This window comes from Flagellimonas lutimaris, from assembly GCF_051494225.1.
Lineage (GTDB): Bacteria > Bacteroidota > Bacteroidia > Flavobacteriales > Flavobacteriaceae > Flagellimonas > Flagellimonas lutimaris_A.
Genome location: NZ_JBNPYE010000009.1, coordinates 46,905 through 63,437 on the forward strand (window position 1 = coordinate 46,905; position 16,533 = coordinate 63,437).

Annotated in this window: 14 protein-coding genes; 1 reads left to right on the forward strand and 13 read right to left on the reverse strand. The window is 41.5% G+C overall.

Going from position 1 to position 16,533, the window contains the following annotated elements; genetic code table 11:
• Positions 1–10 precede the first annotated feature (10 nt).
• The 13 genes from ftsZ to ACQQ5U_RS15540 all read right to left on the reverse strand — a co-directional run bounded on the left by ftsZ (position 11) and on the right by ACQQ5U_RS15540 (position 15,501).
• Positions 11–2,011, reverse strand: a complete 2,001-nt coding sequence (gene ftsZ, locus ACQQ5U_RS15480; RefSeq protein WP_437398881.1) for a cell division protein FtsZ — start codon at positions 2,009–2,011, stop codon at positions 11–13.
• A gap of 27 nt (positions 2,012–2,038) precedes the next feature.
• Complete coding sequence (gene ftsA / locus ACQQ5U_RS15485; protein ID WP_119606233.1) at positions 2,039–3,367, reverse strand: cell division protein FtsA; 1,329 nt, start codon at positions 3,365–3,367, stop codon at positions 2,039–2,041.
• A 3-nt stretch (positions 3,368–3,370) separates the two neighbouring features.
• Positions 3,371–4,090: a cell division protein FtsQ/DivIB gene (locus ACQQ5U_RS15490; protein WP_437398883.1), complete on the reverse strand. Its 720-nt coding sequence runs from the start codon at positions 4,088–4,090 to the stop codon at positions 3,371–3,373.
• Positions 4,080–5,429 (reverse strand): UDP-N-acetylmuramate--L-alanine ligase, encoded by a 1,350-nt coding sequence (gene murC / locus ACQQ5U_RS15495; RefSeq protein ID WP_437398884.1) that lies wholly within the window; start codon positions 5,427–5,429, stop codon positions 4,080–4,082. Before murC ends, ACQQ5U_RS15490 begins: the two co-directional genes overlap by 11 nt.
• Complete coding sequence (gene murG / locus ACQQ5U_RS15500) at positions 5,426–6,514, reverse strand: undecaprenyldiphospho-muramoylpentapeptide beta-N-acetylglucosaminyltransferase (protein ID WP_437398886.1); 1,089 nt, start codon at positions 6,512–6,514, stop codon at positions 5,426–5,428. The genes murC and murG overlap by 4 nt, the downstream gene beginning before the upstream one ends.
• Complete coding sequence (locus ACQQ5U_RS15505; protein WP_437398888.1) at positions 6,501–7,706, reverse strand: FtsW/RodA/SpoVE family cell cycle protein; 1,206 nt, start codon at positions 7,704–7,706, stop codon at positions 6,501–6,503. Before ACQQ5U_RS15505 ends, murG begins: the two co-directional genes overlap by 14 nt.
• A 2-nt stretch (positions 7,707–7,708) precedes the next feature.
• The gene (gene murD / locus ACQQ5U_RS15510) at positions 7,709–9,043 is read right to left on the reverse strand and encodes a UDP-N-acetylmuramoyl-L-alanine--D-glutamate ligase (protein ID WP_437398889.1); all 1,335 of its coding nucleotides are present in this window, start codon (positions 9,041–9,043) and stop codon (positions 7,709–7,711) included.
• 2 nt (positions 9,044–9,045) lie between these two features.
• Entirely contained in the window at positions 9,046–10,266 is a 1,221-nt protein-coding gene (mraY, locus tag ACQQ5U_RS15515) for a phospho-N-acetylmuramoyl-pentapeptide-transferase (protein WP_437398891.1), read from the reverse strand.
• Positions 10,267–10,274: 8 nt separating this feature from the next.
• Positions 10,275–11,738, reverse strand: a complete 1,464-nt coding sequence (locus ACQQ5U_RS15520; protein WP_437398893.1) for a UDP-N-acetylmuramoyl-L-alanyl-D-glutamate--2,6-diaminopimelate ligase — start codon at positions 11,736–11,738, stop codon at positions 10,275–10,277.
• Positions 11,735–13,744 carry a penicillin-binding protein gene (locus ACQQ5U_RS15525; protein WP_437398895.1) on the reverse strand — a complete coding sequence of 670 codons (2,010 nt, stop codon included), beginning with the start codon at positions 13,742–13,744 and terminating at the stop codon, positions 11,735–11,737. Before ACQQ5U_RS15525 ends, ACQQ5U_RS15520 begins: the two co-directional genes overlap by 4 nt.
• The gene (locus ACQQ5U_RS15530) at positions 13,744–14,061 is read right to left on the reverse strand and encodes an FtsL-like putative cell division protein (RefSeq protein ID WP_437398896.1); all 318 of its coding nucleotides are present in this window, start codon (positions 14,059–14,061) and stop codon (positions 13,744–13,746) included. Before ACQQ5U_RS15530 ends, ACQQ5U_RS15525 begins: the two co-directional genes overlap by 1 nt.
• A gap of 89 nt (positions 14,062–14,150) precedes the next feature.
• A complete protein-coding gene (gene rsmH / locus ACQQ5U_RS15535) occupies positions 14,151–15,053 on the reverse strand; it encodes a 16S rRNA (cytosine(1402)-N(4))-methyltransferase RsmH (RefSeq protein WP_437398898.1) in 903 nt (300 codons plus the stop codon).
• Positions 15,046–15,501, reverse strand: a complete 456-nt coding sequence (locus ACQQ5U_RS15540; protein ID WP_100817372.1) for a division/cell wall cluster transcriptional repressor MraZ — start codon at positions 15,499–15,501, stop codon at positions 15,046–15,048. Before ACQQ5U_RS15540 ends, rsmH begins: the two co-directional genes overlap by 8 nt.
• A gap of 265 nt (positions 15,502–15,766) precedes the next feature.
• Between ACQQ5U_RS15540 and ACQQ5U_RS15545 the strand changes: the two genes are divergently transcribed.
• A complete protein-coding gene (locus ACQQ5U_RS15545) occupies positions 15,767–16,531 on the forward strand; it encodes an alpha/beta fold hydrolase (RefSeq protein WP_437398900.1) in 765 nt (254 codons plus the stop codon).
• Positions 16,532–16,533 lie beyond the last annotated feature (2 nt).

The window sequence follows — 16,533 nt, forward strand, 5'->3', positions numbered from 1 at the left end:
TTAAACACTACTAATCAACATTATCGTGCAAAAAAGAGTTATTGGAACGCAACTGTAAATCATCGTTGCTATCCTCGCCCAAGGAGGTTCTGGATACCTTTTGTTCCTTTGGAACATCGTTTAAATCCACGCCTTGACGCTTATATGCGGGCTCTTTTTCTATATCATCTATACTATTGCGGTTGTTCTGGAATTTATAGTTGAAGTTTTTCAGCTTTCTCCTGCGTTCATCTGCCCTATCTTTTAAGATATCGCTGATAGAACTGTTCATTGGGTCAAGACTATTCGTAGTTTCTTCGTTTTTCCCTGAACCTTCACTTTTTTCTTCAACCTTTACGGTCTTCTTTTCAAAAACAAGTTCATTCTCCACCAATTTTGGTTCATGGGTTTCCGCTTTTGACTTCGCACCGGTCAACTTGTTTTCCAACTCCATGTATTCTTGTAAATCGTATCGGGTCTCGCCTTCCTTTTTGTATTCCAAAACTGGCTTAACCTCCACATAATCGTTCACTTCAACATCTCCTACCCCGTCATCTAAATTAAAGGTTACTGTGTGTTCTTTTTCGTCACCTTCTTCTTCAGCCTGACTGTTCAACGGCATATCAAAACTTAATGTGAACTGGTCCTCATTGTTCTTTGACGACACTTCTTCAGCATCAACTACATCTATATTATTTATTACATTCTTGGCCTCAATGATTACAAAGTCATCCTCAACGTTCTCTGCAACAACTTCCTCGTAGAACACATTAAAGTTTCTAATGTAATTGGTTGTTGGAATTAAATCAGGGTTTTTTACCTCTATGTTGGGAGCTACTTCCTCTTGCTCCTCTTCCATCTCCAAGGTGTGTTTCACCACAGTTGGTTCTGGTGTTGGCTCTGGCTCAGGTTCAGGGGTTGGTGTTTTTTCAACTTTCACTTCCCGTACCGATGTAGCTTCGGGAGTTAAATCCTGTTCTGCTGTTTGTTCATCTTCCAAAGTGTAAAACACCTTTTTGGATTCGGTATTTACAATATTGTCTTGCTGATCCACATTGAAACCAGTGGCAATTACTGTTACCGCGATAGCTTCTCCAAGGCCTTCGTCCTCTCCTACACCCATAATAATGTTGGCTCCGTGACCTGCTTCAATTTGGATATGATCGTTGATCTCCCCGATTTCATCAATAGTGATTTCTTGTGAGCCGGAAACAATGAGTAACAATACGTTTTTGGCCCCGCTGATTTTGTTATCGTTCAACAATGGTGAATCCAAGGCTTTCATGATAGCCTCGGTAGCCCTTGCCGAACCAGATGCTGCCGCCGACCCCATAATGGCCGTACCACTATTGGAAAGTACCGTCTTGGCATCTCTAAGGTCAATATTTTGTGTGTAGTGGTGGGTAATTACCTCTGCGATACCCCTTGCCGCAGTAGCTAAGACCTCATCCGCTTTTGAGAAACCGGCCTTAAACCCAAGATTACCGTATACTTCTCTAAGTTTGTTGTTGTTGATTACAATCAAGGAATCCACGTTGGCACGTAGTTTCTCAATCCCAAGTTGCGCCTGCTTATTACGCATAGCACCTTCGAACTGGAACGGCATGGTAACAATACCTACCGTAAGAACATCCATTTCTTTGGCAATCTTGGCAATAACGGGGGCTGCGCCCGTACCGGTTCCACCGCCCATTCCTGCCGTGATGAATGCCATTTTTGTATTGTTGTCCAACATGGCCTTAAGATCCTCCATACTCTCCAAAGCGGCCTGTTCACCAACATCGGGATTGGCCCCTGCACCCAATCCTTCGGTAAGGGAAACCCCTAATTGGATTTTGTTGGGTACTGAACTGTTTTGCAATGCCTGCGCATCGGTGTTGCAGATTACAAAATCTACTCCATTAATACCGGCCTGAAACATGTGATTGATAGCGTTACTTCCGCCACCGCCTACTCCGATAACTTTAATTACGTTGCTTTTGTTCTTGGGCAAATCAAAAGCGATATTGTCAAATTCAGTGTTCTTACTCATGACAGTTGTGTTTCTCTTATGAGGTTATTATTCAGCATTGTCCAAAAAGTCCTTCAACTTTTCTGACCATTTGTCAAAAATGGATTTTCTCTCAGTATGCGAAGCCACATTTGTCTTGGCTCCCATATCGTGTTCTTGGCCTACCAAAACCTCTTCTTCGTGCATCTCTTCTTGATCCACGACATGGTTTTTCTTGTTGGCCTCCAGGGAATTCATTAGCAATCCAACAGCTGTTGCATACAACGGGCTAGCAACCTCTTCGTCAGAGTCGCCTGCCAGGTGTTCATTGGGATAACCTATTCTTGTATCCATACCGGTAATGTATTCCACCAATTGTTTTAAATGTTTCAACTGGCTTCCTCCACCGGTAAGTACAATTCCCGCTATCAATTTTTTCTTCTGCTCCTCGTGGCCATAATTTTTTATCTCCACATACACCTGCTCCACAATCTCCACTACGCGAGCGTGAATAATCTTCGAAAGGTTTTTCAAAGTAATTTCCTTGGGCTCACGACCTCTTAAACCAGGAATGGAAACAATCTCGTTGTCCTTGTTCTCTCCTGGCCAAGCAGAACCAAATTTTATCTTCAATAACTCAGCTTGCTTTTCAATAATAGAGCAACCTTCTTTAATGTCTTCTGTAATCACATTACCCCCAAATGGGATAACGGAGGTATGACGGATGATGCCGTCCTTAAAAATGGCAAGGTCCGTAGTACCACCACCTATATCGATCAAAGCAACACCTGCTTCTTTTTCTTCCTGACTTAAAACGGCATCAGCAGATGCCAAGGGTTCCAAGGTGATATTCCCTAAGTCCAAACCAGCGCTTTTGATGCACCTTCCAATATTTTTTATGGATGATACCTGACCAACAACCACATGAAAGTTGGCTTCCAATCGACCTCCGTACATTCCTACGGGTTCTTTTATCTCAGATTGGCCATCCACCTTGTACTCCTGTGGCAACACATGGATGATTTCCTCACCGGGAAGCATCACCAATTTGTACACCTGATTACACAATTTGTCCAAGTCTTCATTATCTATTACCTCTTCAGAATTGGGTCGGGTAATGTAATCGCTGTGGTGCAAGCTTCGGATGTGCTGACCTGCAATACCTACCACAACAGAACCTATTTTTAGGCCTGAGTTCAACTCGGCCTGTTCCACCGCCTGTTGAATAGAAGAAATGGTCTGGGTAATATTGTTGACCACTCCACGGTGAACACCCAAACTTTTAGATCGTCCAGTGCCCAAAACCTCTATTTTGCCATACTCATTTTCCCTACCGATGATTGCTACGATCTTGGTAGTTCCAATATCCAAACCAACTGAATAATTACCTTGTTCCATACTTTAAATTTTGGTGCAAACCACTTGATTGTTGAATTCCAAACTAACTGTTGTATACTCTTCCAAGGAATTGTCCTTGGTCGCCTTTGCATAAAAGGCCATAAAATTGCTGAACTTCTTGTTCAGGTTATCCACTCCGCCCAAATTCACCACAAAGTTTTCCATGCGAAATTTGAGCTGATATTTTCCTTCGTCCTCAATATGTATCCCAATGACATTCTTCCTCAGAAAATCATGTTTGTTGATATAGTCCAAAATCACATAGGCATCCTCCAAGGTTTTTCCCGTAATTTTTCCTGTAATAATGGGCACCCTTGCCGAATGGTGTTTTGACAAAGGCATACGTTCACCCGTATCATCCAAATAAAACTTGGAGACACCTTCTATTCTTCCAATTGGTTTCCGCTGAACAATCTTGGATACAAGCTCCCCGTTTACAGTAAGATAGACCTGGGCATTTTTGACCATATCATTGGATAGTATAACTCCCTCTATGGTATTCAAAACTAACTGTTCTTTAGCCTTATTCTCAAGGGGTCCATAATTTTGTATTAACAATTTATTAACTGCATCCTCAGTCAAATACAAATTATTGTCCCCCACAAATTTGACTGAGATATTGCTCACCTTCCTTTTTTGGTTCCTTTGATCGGCAAAACCGTAAAGCGCAACTACGGCGACCGACAAAAATGCCAGTTTTATGTAATCCCAATTAATGCGCATAACTCAATTCTTTCTTAATTTTTGGTACTTCCAATCCAATATCCCCTGCGCCAAGAGCAACCAACACTCCGGACTTGCAGTTTTTTACTTCCTCCAATAGTGCTGATTTTGAAATCAGTTTTTTATTGGGGTTTTCTATTTTATCCAATAGCCATAGCGAAGTAACCCCCTCAATGGGTTCTTCCCTTGCCGGGTAAATGTCCAATAGGATGATTTCATCAAAATCTGAAAGACTTTTGGCAAAATCATCCACAAAATCCTTTGTTCGGGAAAAAAGATGGGGCTGAAAAATCACCGTTACCTTTTGGCCATCATGCATTTCTCGAATTGCCTGATGCACCGCACTGATCTCTGTGGGATGATGGGCATAATCGTCTATAAACACAAAGTCCTTTTCCTTTATCTGGTACGAGAACCTACGCTGAACTCCTTTAAAAGTTCCCAAAGCTTTGGCAAGGCGGTGTGGTGGGGAACCTGTTTGCACCGCCATCGCAAAAGCAGCTAATCCATTGAGCAAATTGTGTCTTCCAGGCTTATTAAACCTTACCTTCTTAATTACCTCCGAAGGCGTTACAAGATCAAATATGTAGGCTCCATGTTCAATTTCAATATTTTCTATGCAGTAATCTGCTCCATCTTCAATACCAAAGGTGATGCCTTCCAATGGAAGCCCTTTGCGCACGAACAATGTTCCATTAGGTTTGATTCTACTCACAAACTCTCTAAAAGAATGCTCCAATTCCTCTTTGGTTCCGTAAATATCCAAATGGTCCGCATCCATCGATGTTACACAGGCAACCGTAGGAGCTAATCGTAGAAATGAACGATCAAATTCATCAGCTTCCACAACCGAATATTCGGTACCTTCCAGCACAAAGTTGCTGTTGAAGTCTTCCGAAATTCCACCTAGAAAAGCAGTCAATGGTAAATCACATTCATTTAATAAATGTGCCAAGATGCAGGTGGTGGTGGTTTTACCGTGCGTACCTGCTACGGCCAAGCAAAAAGAATCCTTGGTTATAATTCCCAATACCTCCGAGCGCTTTTTAATATCGAATCCTGTATTCTGGTAAAATTGAAGTTCTGAATGAGAAGATGGTACGGCCGGTGTATAGACCACCAACGTATTTGGATGTTTGAAGGTTTCAGAAATCAAATCGACATTGTCCTCAAAATGAATCGAGATACCTTTCTCCATCAAGCCATCGGTGATGGGCGTCGGTGTTCGGTCATATCCTGCAACCTCTTTGCCCACAAATTTGAAATAGCGCGCCAAGGCAGACATACCTATACCTCCGATACCAATAAAATAAACGCTATGTATATCTTTCAAATTCACTTCAACAACTTTTCAATTTCATCAACAATATGTTCTGTAGCCTTGGGCATGGCCATTTTTTTGATGTTTTTTCCTAGTTTCTCCTGAGTCTCCTTGGAGTTCATTAAGCCCGAAAAACTACTTTCAAATTCGCTATCCAACTCATTTTCCCGAAGCATAATGGCTGCATCTTTGGCCACCAAAGCTTTTGCATTTTGGGTTTGATGGTCCTCTGCCACGTTGGGTGATGGGATGAAAATCACCGGTTTGCCCACCAAACAAAGCTCCGAAACCGAACCAGCTCCCGCTCTGGAAATGATGACATCCGCTGCTGCATAGGCCAAATCCATTCGATTAACAAAAGCCAACACCTTTACGGAATCAGAATCGTATTTTTTGTATTCTTCGTAATACAGCTTGCCACATTGCCAAAGCACTTGCAGCCCGCGTTCTTCAAAAAAGCCAAGCTCCTTTTCTATCAGTTGATTAATTCGTCTTGCACCAAGGCTCCCCCCTAAAACAAGAACCGTCTTTTTATCTCCACCCAGTCCAAAAAAGGCAGCTGCCTCCTTTTTTCCTTCCTTTATATCGACCAAATCGGTACGAATGGGGTTTCCTGTTTTTACAATCTTCTCCTTTGGGAAAAAGCGCTCCATACCATCATATGCCACACAAATCTTCTTCGCTTTTCCCGCCAATAGTTTGTTCGTAATTCCCGCAAAGGAATTCTGCTCTTGCAACACACAGGGAACACCCGAGCTTTCGGCCATTTGCAACAATGGTCCGCTCGCAAAACCACCAGTGCCAATGGCAACATGGGGTTTGAACTGTTTCACTATTTTGCGTGCTTCCAACAAACTACTTATCAGTTTAAATGGAAACATGAGATTTTTAAATGTCAGTTTCCGTTGTATTCCACTTATCCACAAGCCTTTTATTTCATACCCGGCCTGCGGTACTTTTTCCATTTCCATTTTATCCTTGGCTCCAACGAACAAAAATTCTGCATCAGGATATCTCCTCTTCAACTCGTTCGCTATGGCCACTGCGGGATAAATGTGTCCTCCCGTTCCTCCTCCAGAAAGTATAAACCTATATCTGTCCACTTAATACTTCTAAAGGATTTGTTTCATCTATTCCATCGGATTGCTCCTCTAAATTTTCCTTTTTGTTACTTGCACTCAACACAATTCCGATAGCCATACAGGTCATCCAAATAGAGGTTCCACCCATACTGATCAAAGGCAACGGCTGACCCGTTACAGGGAACAACTGAACGACTACCGCCATATTGATAAAGGCCTGGAACACAATGGGCAGTCCGACTCCTATCACTAACAATTTTGAAAAAACCGTTTTGGACGAGTGCGCCGCGACCACAATTCGGAACAGCAATAAGAGGTAAAAAAACAATAAAGCTCCTCCTCCCAGCAATCCATATTCTTCAATTATTATGGCAAAAATGAAATCCGATGTGCTTTGAGACAACATATTCTTCATCACACTCTTACCTGCTCCTTTACCAACTACACCGCCTTCGGCTACAGCAATTTGAGCCAAGGTCAATTGGTGCAAGTCATCCTTATCTGCTTGTTCTGGATGAATAAAGGTTTCTATCCTTGATTTCCATGTGCCGGCTCGTTGCGGTAACACTTCAGGTGCTTTGAACAATACGAACAAAAACATTCCCGCAAACACAATTCCTGTCGCCACCATGGCAAACAGATATTTTAAAGGGTATCCCCCCAAAAAACACAATACCAACACCATAAAACAAATAATGGCGGCGGTTGAAAAGTTCTCGGGCAAAATCAACAGTACCACCAAAGCCACAGGCAACCAAAGAGGTAAAATACTCTCCTTAAAGGTGATTTTTGTTTCCTTGATTTTCGTGAGATATCTGGCGATCCAAATCATTAAAACTACAGCCGCCAACGTAGAGGTCTGAAAATTGACTCCGACCAATGGAATTTTTATCCATCGGTTTGCGGTCACCCCACCTATTCGAGTTTCCACGGTCAAGGTGTAGATCAAAAGCAGGATAACAATGGGCATGGCAATTATGGAAAGCCCTTTAAAATAATGTGTAGGTATCCTGTGCACGGCATATATAATTCCAAAGCCCAAGAAAAGGAGTACAGCATGTTTCACCAAATGGCCCAAAGTGGTCCCGTCACCATTGACATACACCAAATTGGTACTTGCGCTGTACACCGGCAAAAATGAGAAAAGTGCCAAGAGGGCCACTACGCCCCAAATGGCTTTATCACCTTTCAGATTTTTGAATATACTCAACACGTTTACAAGTTTTTAATTGCAGTTTTAAATTGATCTCCTCTATCCTCATAGTTTCTGAAAAGGTCGAAACTGGCACAGGCTGGAGATAACAATACAGCATCTCCGCGCTCGGCCACTTTATAAGCCACCTTTACAGCCTCTTCCATAGAATAAGTTTCGACCATAAGGTCGATTACGTTTCCAAAAGCATCTATTAACTTAGAGTTGTCCACTCCCAAGCAAATAATGGCCTTAACTTTTTCTCGGATCAATGGCATCAATTCGGAATAATCATTTCCTTTATCCACTCCACCGGCAATCCAAATAATCGGTTTTTTTATACCATCCAAGGCATAAAAAGTGGCATTTACATTGGTCGCTTTAGAATCATTGATGTATTCTACATGGTTTATTTTCAATACCTTTTCCAATCTATGGGGCGCCCCTTGAAAAGATTGGATACTATTGCGAATGGTCTCCTTTCTGACCTTAACCAGCATGGCCGCCATACTTGCTGCCATTGTATTTTTTACGTTGTGCTGACCTTCCAAGGCCAAAATATCTTTACTCATTTCCAAGGTTTTATGTTCTAATTTTATTTTTATCGTTTTATCCTCCAACCAAGCTCCTTCTTCTAATTCTCTTTTGACAGAAAAAGGGACCAATTTGGATTGAACGGGATGTTCTTTTAACCAATCCTGAATTACTTCATCATCGGCGTCATAAATCAGATAATCGTTTTCATCTTGATTCATTGCTATTCTGAACTTGGATGCGATATAGTTTTCAAACTTGTACTCATATCTATCCAAATGATCAGGTGTTATATTGGTAATCATGGCGATGTGTGGTTTAAAATCCACAATACCATCCAATTGAAAGCTACTTATCTCCAACACATACTGGTCAAAATCTTGCTCCGCCACCATTTTAGCATAGCTATCACCAATGTTACCAGCCATACCAACATGCAACTCTCCATCTTTTAAAAGATGGTATGTAAGCATCGTAGTGGTTGTTTTCCCATTGCTTCCCGTAATTCCGATTATACTGGCATCCGTATATTTTGATGCGAACTCTATTTCTGAAATCACTGGAACACCTTTTTCGACAAGCGCTTTTACCAAGGGCACATTGTCAGGTATTCCAGGACTCTTCATCACCAAATCGGCGTTCAAAATCTTGGCTTCGGTATGTTCACCGGATTCCCATTCAATCTCAAAATGTTCAAGAACTTTTTTGTATTTCTCTTTTATTTCGCCTTTGTCCGAAACAAAGACCTCAAATCCCTCTTTCTTCCCTAAAATGGCTGTTCCAACACCACTTTCTCCACCTCCAAGTATCACTAAGCGCCCCATTTTTATCGAATCTTAAGAGTAACGATGCTGATGATGGCCAGCATAATTCCTATAATCCAAAATCGAGTTACTATTTTGCTTTCGTGATATGATTTCTTTTGATAATGGTGATGCAACGGTGCCATCAAGAATATGCGTTTTCCTTCGCCATACTTCCTTTTCGTATGCTTGAAATAGCCAACCTGCAACATCACCGACAATGATTCTGCAAAGAAGATTCCGCACAAGATGGGAATCAACAATTCTTTTCTAACGATAATGGCAATCACGGCAATGACCCCACCAATGGTCAAACTGCCCGTATCGCCCATAAACACTTGGGCCGGATAGGTATTGTACCATAAAAAGCCGACCAAGGCCCCTACAAATGCAGCAATAAAGACCACTAACTCACCCACTCTGGGGAGATAAAATATGTCCAAATAATCAGAAAATTGAATATTACCGGAAACCCACGCAAAAATTCCTAGTGTGAGAACAATTATGGCAGATGATCCAGCGGCGAGGCCGTCGATACCGTCGGTAAGATTTGCTCCGTTGGATACTGCCGTCACAATCAAAATTACCACTGGAATAAAAATAAGCCATGCATACTCTTCGGCTCCTTCCCCAATCCATGAAATAAAATCGGCGTAATCCAATTCGTTGTTCTTAAAAAATGGAACATTGGTCCGAACGGCTTTGGTCTCTTCGCCAAACACGTTTTCGACTTTAAAATTTTGGGTTATTCGAGTACTATCTTTCTCTTTTATGGTCACTTCTGGATGGAAGTAAAGTGTTGCTCCAACTATCAACCCCAGTACCACTTGACCGGCCACCTTGAACCTACCTTTTAATCCCTTTTTATCTTTTTTGAAAATCTTTATGTAATCATCGATAAATCCAATGATGCCCATCCAAAGGGTAGTTACAATTAAAAGAATGACATAAATGTTTTTAATATCAGCAAAGAGAATCACCGGTAGCAAGGTAGAAATGATAATAATTAAACCACCCATAGTAGGTGTGCCCGCTTTCTGCTTTTGTCCTTCCAAACCTAGATCGCGAATACTTTCCCCTATCTGCTTTTTTTGAAGGAATAAAATGATTCGCTTTCCGTAGACCATGGCAATCAATAGGGACAACAATACAGACAAGGCAGCTCTAAACGTAAGGAACTGAAAAAGTCCCGCACCAGGCAGTTGGTATTGATTCTCTAAAAATTCGAACAAGTAGTATAACATGGACTACATTATTTTTTTAGGCTCTCAAGAGCTTCTTTAACTTCTTTAAAATCATCAAAATCGACCCGGACACCGTTGGTTTCCTGATAGGTCTCGTGACCTTTTCCCGCCACTAGGATAATATCATTGGCCAAAGCCAGCTTACATGCCGTCTTTATGGCTTGCTTTCTATTTTCAATGGACAACACCTTTCGTACGTTTTGAGGTTCCACCCCTGCTTCCATTTCCTCTATAATGGCAGCGGGTGATTCTGTCCTAGGGTTATCTGATGTAAAAATGGCCTGATTGCTCATTTCTGAAGCGATATGACCCATAACCGGACGCTTAGACTTGTCACGGTCACCACCACACCCCACTACGGTGATGACGTTTTCATTTCCAGTCCTCAATGCATTGATGGTAACCAATACATTTTTGAGTGCATCCGGCGTATGGGCATAATCAACAATAGCCGTTATTTTTTCTTTTGATATGTAATACTGAAACCTGCCATCCACATTTTCCAGCTCGCTCATCAACCTAAGGGTCTCCAATTTTTCGAGCCCTAAAATATCCGCCGTGGCATAGATTGCCAACAAGTTGTAGGCATTAAAATCTCCAATAAGCCTGGACCATAATTCATTATCATCAACCTTTAATAGTTGACCATTGAACTGTTTTTCCAAAATCTGGGCCCTGTAATCGGCAAAGGATTTTAAGGCGTAGGTATATTTTTTGGCCTTAGTGTTCTGCAACATCACCAAACCATTTTTATCATCGATGTTTACCAAGGCAAATGCCGTTTTTGGCAACCCATCGAACAATTTTTTCTTGGTATCCCTGTACTCCGCAAAAGTTTTGTGATAATCCAGATGGTCATGAGACAAGTTGGTGAATATGGCTCCTTCAAAGTGTAGTCCTTCAGCCCTTTTTTGATGAATGCCATGAGAACTGACTTCCATAAAACAAAACTCCACTCCAACTGCATTCATCTGGGATAGATAATCGTTAATGGTAAGTACATCAGGAGTCGTATGGGTAGTTTTGTACTCCTCATCATTCACTAGTACTTTGATGGTAGAGATGAGCCCAACCTTAAAACCTGCTTTTTTGAACAGATTGTACAAAAGTGTGGTCACTGTCGTTTTACCATTGGTTCCGGTAACCCCAACTAATTTTAAATTCCTGGAAGGATTATCATAAAAATTAGAGGCTATTATGGCAAGAGCACTATTACAATCGGTCACTTGCAAATAGGTAACGCCATTGACCATTAATTCAGGAAGTTCTTCGCATACGATGGCTCTTGCTCCGGAATCGACAGCATTTTGAATGTACCCATGACCATCGGTAACGGTACCACGAATGGCTACAAAAACATCATCCATCTCGACCTTTCTGGAATCGAAATGAACATTGTTCACCATCACGTTGGTATCTCCACTTACCGCAGAAAGGCTTACACCATATAATATGTCCTTCAATAACTTCATGAAAGTTCCAAAATTATTTTTTTGACTTGTTTAATGTTGGTCCCTTGATTTACCGACTGCTTTTTTACTTTTCCATTACCATGCACCTCCACTTCGATTCCTAAATTTTCCAACAAGGAAACAGCATCCATACCACACATACCTTTAACATTAGGTATAGTGACATATTTCTTCTGTGCATCGACGTAATACTGTTGATACTCCTTTTCCAAATCAGCATCTTCAATAATTTTGCTGTTCACTTCATCCACCATAGGTGAAATGGCATGTATTTTCTGTGCCATGGATTTAAAAACCGGACCGGAAACATCAGCTCCGTAGTACCCTTCCTTTTTATCTGGTTCATGGATGACCACGATGCACGAATATTTTGGGTTATCTGCCGGAAAGTACCCTGCAAAGGAGGAGATGTACGCCAACTTATCCAGGTTCTTTTCCACATAGTTTTTTTGCGTAGTACCCGTTTTTCCGGCCATCGAAAAGTTTTTGGAATACATTCGATGCCCTGTACCATAATCCTTCTCCACAACATCCTTTAACAATTGTTGTGCTTTTTTAACGGTCTCATCGGAACAAATGGAAGGATTCAACACTTCCTTGTCAAATCGTTTCAAAACTTTATTCCCCTCCCGTACTTCTTGAATCAATCGAGGTTTAACATACTCACCATCGTTAGCAATGGCATTGTAAAAAGCAAGTGTTTGAATAGGAGTCAATGACACTTCGTATCCGTGGGACATCCAACCCAAGGAAATTCCAGACCAGCCTTTATCACCAGGGTAGCGGATTACAGGGTCGCCCTCACCTATGATAGGAAGGCCCAATTTTTTATGAAGTCCCATATTCATCAAGCGATTGACAAACTTTTCGGGTTGCTCCTTATAGTTTTCGTTGATGATTTTTGCAAAAGCTACGTTGGATGAAACCGCAAACGCTTTGGATAACGTAATTTTTCCGTGCCCTCCCCACTTGGTATCTTTTACGACACCATCATAAATGCGGTATCTTCCTTTTTCGGTATCGATGACCGTACTGGTATCCACCACCTTATCTTCTAAAGCGGCCACCATGGACATCAATTTAAAAGTAGAACCAGGCTCATGCGATTCACCAACGGCATAATTCAACTTTTCATAATATTTTCCTTCGGAAGTTATACCCAAGTTGGAAATGGCCTTGATTTCACCGGTTTTGGTTTCCATCACCACCACACATCCATGATCGGCCTTGTATTTTTCGAGTTGCTTTAACAATTCGTGATGGGCAATATCCTGAATATTGATATCGATGGTGGAAACCACATCCAAACCATCCTGAGGCTCCACGATATTATCCAGACCAATAGGCTTCCATTGCCCCTTTGCTATTTTCTGCTTTAATCGTTTTCCCTCTTTGCCTCGCAGATAAGATTCCCCAAAAGCACCGTCCAAACCAACTCTGGTGTAGTATCCATTTTCATCCACACGCTCGTAACCAATACTTCTGGCCGCCATTTTACCCAAAGGGTACTCACGTACCACACGATGGGTCTCAATAAATCCACCTTTGTATGGCCCAAGGTTGAACAATGGAAATTGTTTGATTCTGACATAATCCAAATAACCCACATTACGGGCCACCAACTTATAACGATTGCCATTGGCTCTCGCTTTTCGGAACAACTGTCTGTAATAGGAAGAAGGTCTATCAAACATTTTACCCAAAGAATCGGACAGGGCAGCTACATTATTCTGGAAATTTTCTTTGGACACCGTCTGGGCGTCAAACCGAATTTCATATTTAGGTACCGAAGCCGCCAACAAACTACCGTCTTCTGAATATAGATTACCGCGATTTGGTTCAATGGTGAACATCTTTTCGGTTTGGCTCAAGGCCAATTCCTTATATTTTTCACCTTCAACCATTTGAATATCCACCAACTTTACCACCACGGTAATGGCCAAAACAACAAGTCCCCCGGCTACGAGGTACAATCTGTTCATGATATTTTTTTCGGTAATGGCCACTATTCCGCTGATTTAACTTTTATTTTTCTGGGAGGATTTTCCGATGGCACCAATCCCTTTTCCGCCACCACCTCTCGCAAGGTTGATTCCAATTTGAGTTGCTGGACACTGGAACGAGCCTCGAAAAACTCACTTTTAAGTTTCCGAACCTCCTCGTTCAATTCAGCAATCTCCAATACTTTTTTATCGGCATTATGACTACTGGAAATCATTAACGCCGCCAAGAAAGATGCAAACAACAAAAACATCCAGTTTTTGGGAGCATCCCCGCTCACCAAAAACTTTCCTTTTAATATGTCCAGTAATCCTTTTCTCATTTTGCATTCCTTTTGTCATTCCCGTGTAGACGGGAATCTGTCCATACCCATCTTTCGACTGCGCTCAAGATGACATTTCCATTACACCTTTATATTTTTTCCGCAATGCGGAGCTTTGCACTTCTTGCCCTATTGTTATTGGCTATCTCTTCGGCTGATGGCACAATCAACTTCCCTACTTTTTTCAGAGGAACATTAATGTTCCCATAAAAATCCTTTTCTGGTTCACCATCAAATTTCCCTGCTCGAATGAAGCGCTTTGCCAATCTATCTTCCAGAGAATGATAACTGATCAAGCTCAACCTCCCACCTTCATTCAACATCTCCGGCACTTGCTCCAAAAATTCCTTGAGCACTTCAATCTCTTGGTTTACTTCTATCCTAATAGCTTGATAGATTTGTGCCAAAATCTTGTTCTCTTTCATTTTTGGCAAAAACCTGCTCAACACCTTTTTAAGGTCATCAGTTGTTTTGATGGGTTCTTCTGTACGTGCCGCAACAATGGTGTTGGCCATGGCATTCGCATTTCGCAATTCGCCATACTGAAAAAGAACCGACGCTAAATCTTCTTGGGAGTAGGTATTCACTACCTGGAAGGCCGACAATTGGTTGTTTTTATCCATTCGCATGTCCAAATCTGCATTGAACCGAATGGAGAAACCGCGGTCAGCCTCATCGAACTGATGGGAAGAAACCCCAAAATCCGCCAAGATTCCATCAACTTTCCGAATGCCATAGAACTTTAAAAACTGTTTGAGGTAGCGAAAGTTCTGGTTGATCAATTGAAACCTACCATCATCTATTGTATTCTGAAGAGCATCCTCATCTTGATCAAACGCGAACAACTTACCGCTATCACCCAATCTTTTCAAAATTTCTTTGGAGTGTCCCCCGCCTCCAAAGGTGACATCCACATACACTCCATCTTCTTTTATATTCAATCCGTCCACTGACTCCTTCAGCAATACCGGATTGTGATACGCACTACTCATCGTCATCAAAAATCTCCTCGGCCAGATCGGCATAATCCTTCTCGCCTTCTGCCAAGACCTTCTCGTACATATCCTTGTTCCAAATTTCGATTTTGTCAAAAACCGCATTCAGAACCACTTCCTTCTCAATTCCAGCAAACTCCACTAAGTTTTTTGGAATCTGCAATCTTCCAGAATCCCCGTCAATGGTCACTTCCTTCATGCCCGCTACAAAATTTCTCACAAAAGCATCGTACTTTCGATTGATTTTGCTTTTCTTCATCACTTTCTGCATGAGGACATCGAACTCCTCCTTGGGATATAATTCCAGACATTGTTGAAAAACCGACCGCTTTATAATAAACCCATCCTTTAAAACAGGTAAAAGCTGGTTCTTCAAAGAAATGGGCAACAATACCCTTCCTTTGGAGTCCGCTTTACAATCATGTTGTCCTATGATATGGGTCACTAGAAATCAATTGGTTAGTTAATACAACTCAAATATATAGATTTTATTTCCACATTTCTCCACTAAACACCACTTTTGTTAATAAATTCCCCACTTTTCGATAAAAATCCATAAAATCGACACAAAAATTCTCTTGAGTTGCATAGGCAGATTTTAAGAGCAGATTTAACAGAATGAGAAAACTTGCCCCAGATATGACAAAAACCTAAAATCTTTGTGATATGAAATTCCTATATTTGCGCCTCTTACTACCAACTGACTATAGATGGAAGAGCATTTAATTGAGGATGGCAAATACCGATATATAGAAAAGGGAGAAGGAACTCCCATGATCATATTGCACGGTTTAATGGGAGGTTTGAGCAACTTCCAAGGTGTATCCGAATATTTTCCGCCTAAAGGATACAAGGTGTTGATTCCAGAATTGCCTATATATGACATGCCACTGCTAAAGACCACGGTAAAAAACTTTGCTGTGTTTTTGGAAGGGTTTATTGAGCACAAAGGATTGAAGGATGTCATCCTTTTAGGAAATTCGCTTGGTGGGCATATTGGCCTTTTGCACACTAAAATGTTTCCAGAAATGGTCAAAGCATTGGTAATCACCGGAAGCTCTGGACTATATGAAAGCGCCATGGGTGATGGATATCCAAAACGTGGTGACTACGAGTTTATTAAAAAGAAGGCCCAAGATGTTTTCTATGACCCAGAAGTAGCCACTAAGGAGATTGTTGATGAGGTTTTTGCCACGGTCAACAATAGGATGAAGTTGGTAAAGACCCTGGCCATTGCCAAAAGTGCCATTCGCCACAATATGTCCAAGGATTTACCGCACATGAATACGCCCACTTGTATAATTTGGGGAGAAAATGATACCGTAACCCCTCCAAAAGTTGCCAAGGAATTCCATGAATTATTACCGGATTCTGACCTTTATTGGATAGAAAAATGTGGTCATGCCCCAATGATGGAACACCCTAATGATTTTAACCATATTCTGGAGGCTTGGCTGAAAAAGCGTAACTTCTAAGC

Bases quoted from the DNA above. Each gene is read 5' to 3' on its own strand.
- ftsZ (WP_437398881.1), bottom strand. From the start codon at position 2,011: ATGAGTAAGAACACTGAATTTGACAATATCGCTTTTGATTTGCCCAAG.
- ftsA (WP_119606233.1), bottom strand. From the start codon at position 3,367: ATGGAACAAGGTAATTATTCAGTTGGTTTGGATATTGGAACTACCAAG.
- ACQQ5U_RS15490 (WP_437398883.1), bottom strand. From the start codon at position 4,090: ATGCGCATTAATTGGGATTACATAAAACTGGCATTTTTGTCGGTCGCC.
- murD (WP_437398889.1), bottom strand. From the start codon at position 9,043: ATGGGGCGCTTAGTGATACTTGGAGGTGGAGAAAGTGGTGTTGGAACA.
- mraY (WP_437398891.1), bottom strand. From the start codon at position 10,266: ATGTTATACTACTTGTTCGAATTTTTAGAGAATCAATACCAACTGCCT.
- ACQQ5U_RS15520 (WP_437398893.1), bottom strand. From the start codon at position 11,738: ATGAAGTTATTGAAGGACATATTATATGGTGTAAGCCTTTCTGCGGTA.
- ACQQ5U_RS15530 (WP_437398896.1), bottom strand. From the start codon at position 14,061: ATGAGAAAAGGATTACTGGACATATTAAAAGGAAAGTTTTTGGTGAGC.
- rsmH (WP_437398898.1), bottom strand. From the start codon at position 15,053: ATGAGTAGTGCGTATCACAATCCGGTATTGCTGAAGGAGTCAGTGGAC.
- ACQQ5U_RS15545 (WP_437398900.1), top strand. From the start codon at position 15,767: ATGGAAGAGCATTTAATTGAGGATGGCAAATACCGATATATAGAAAAG.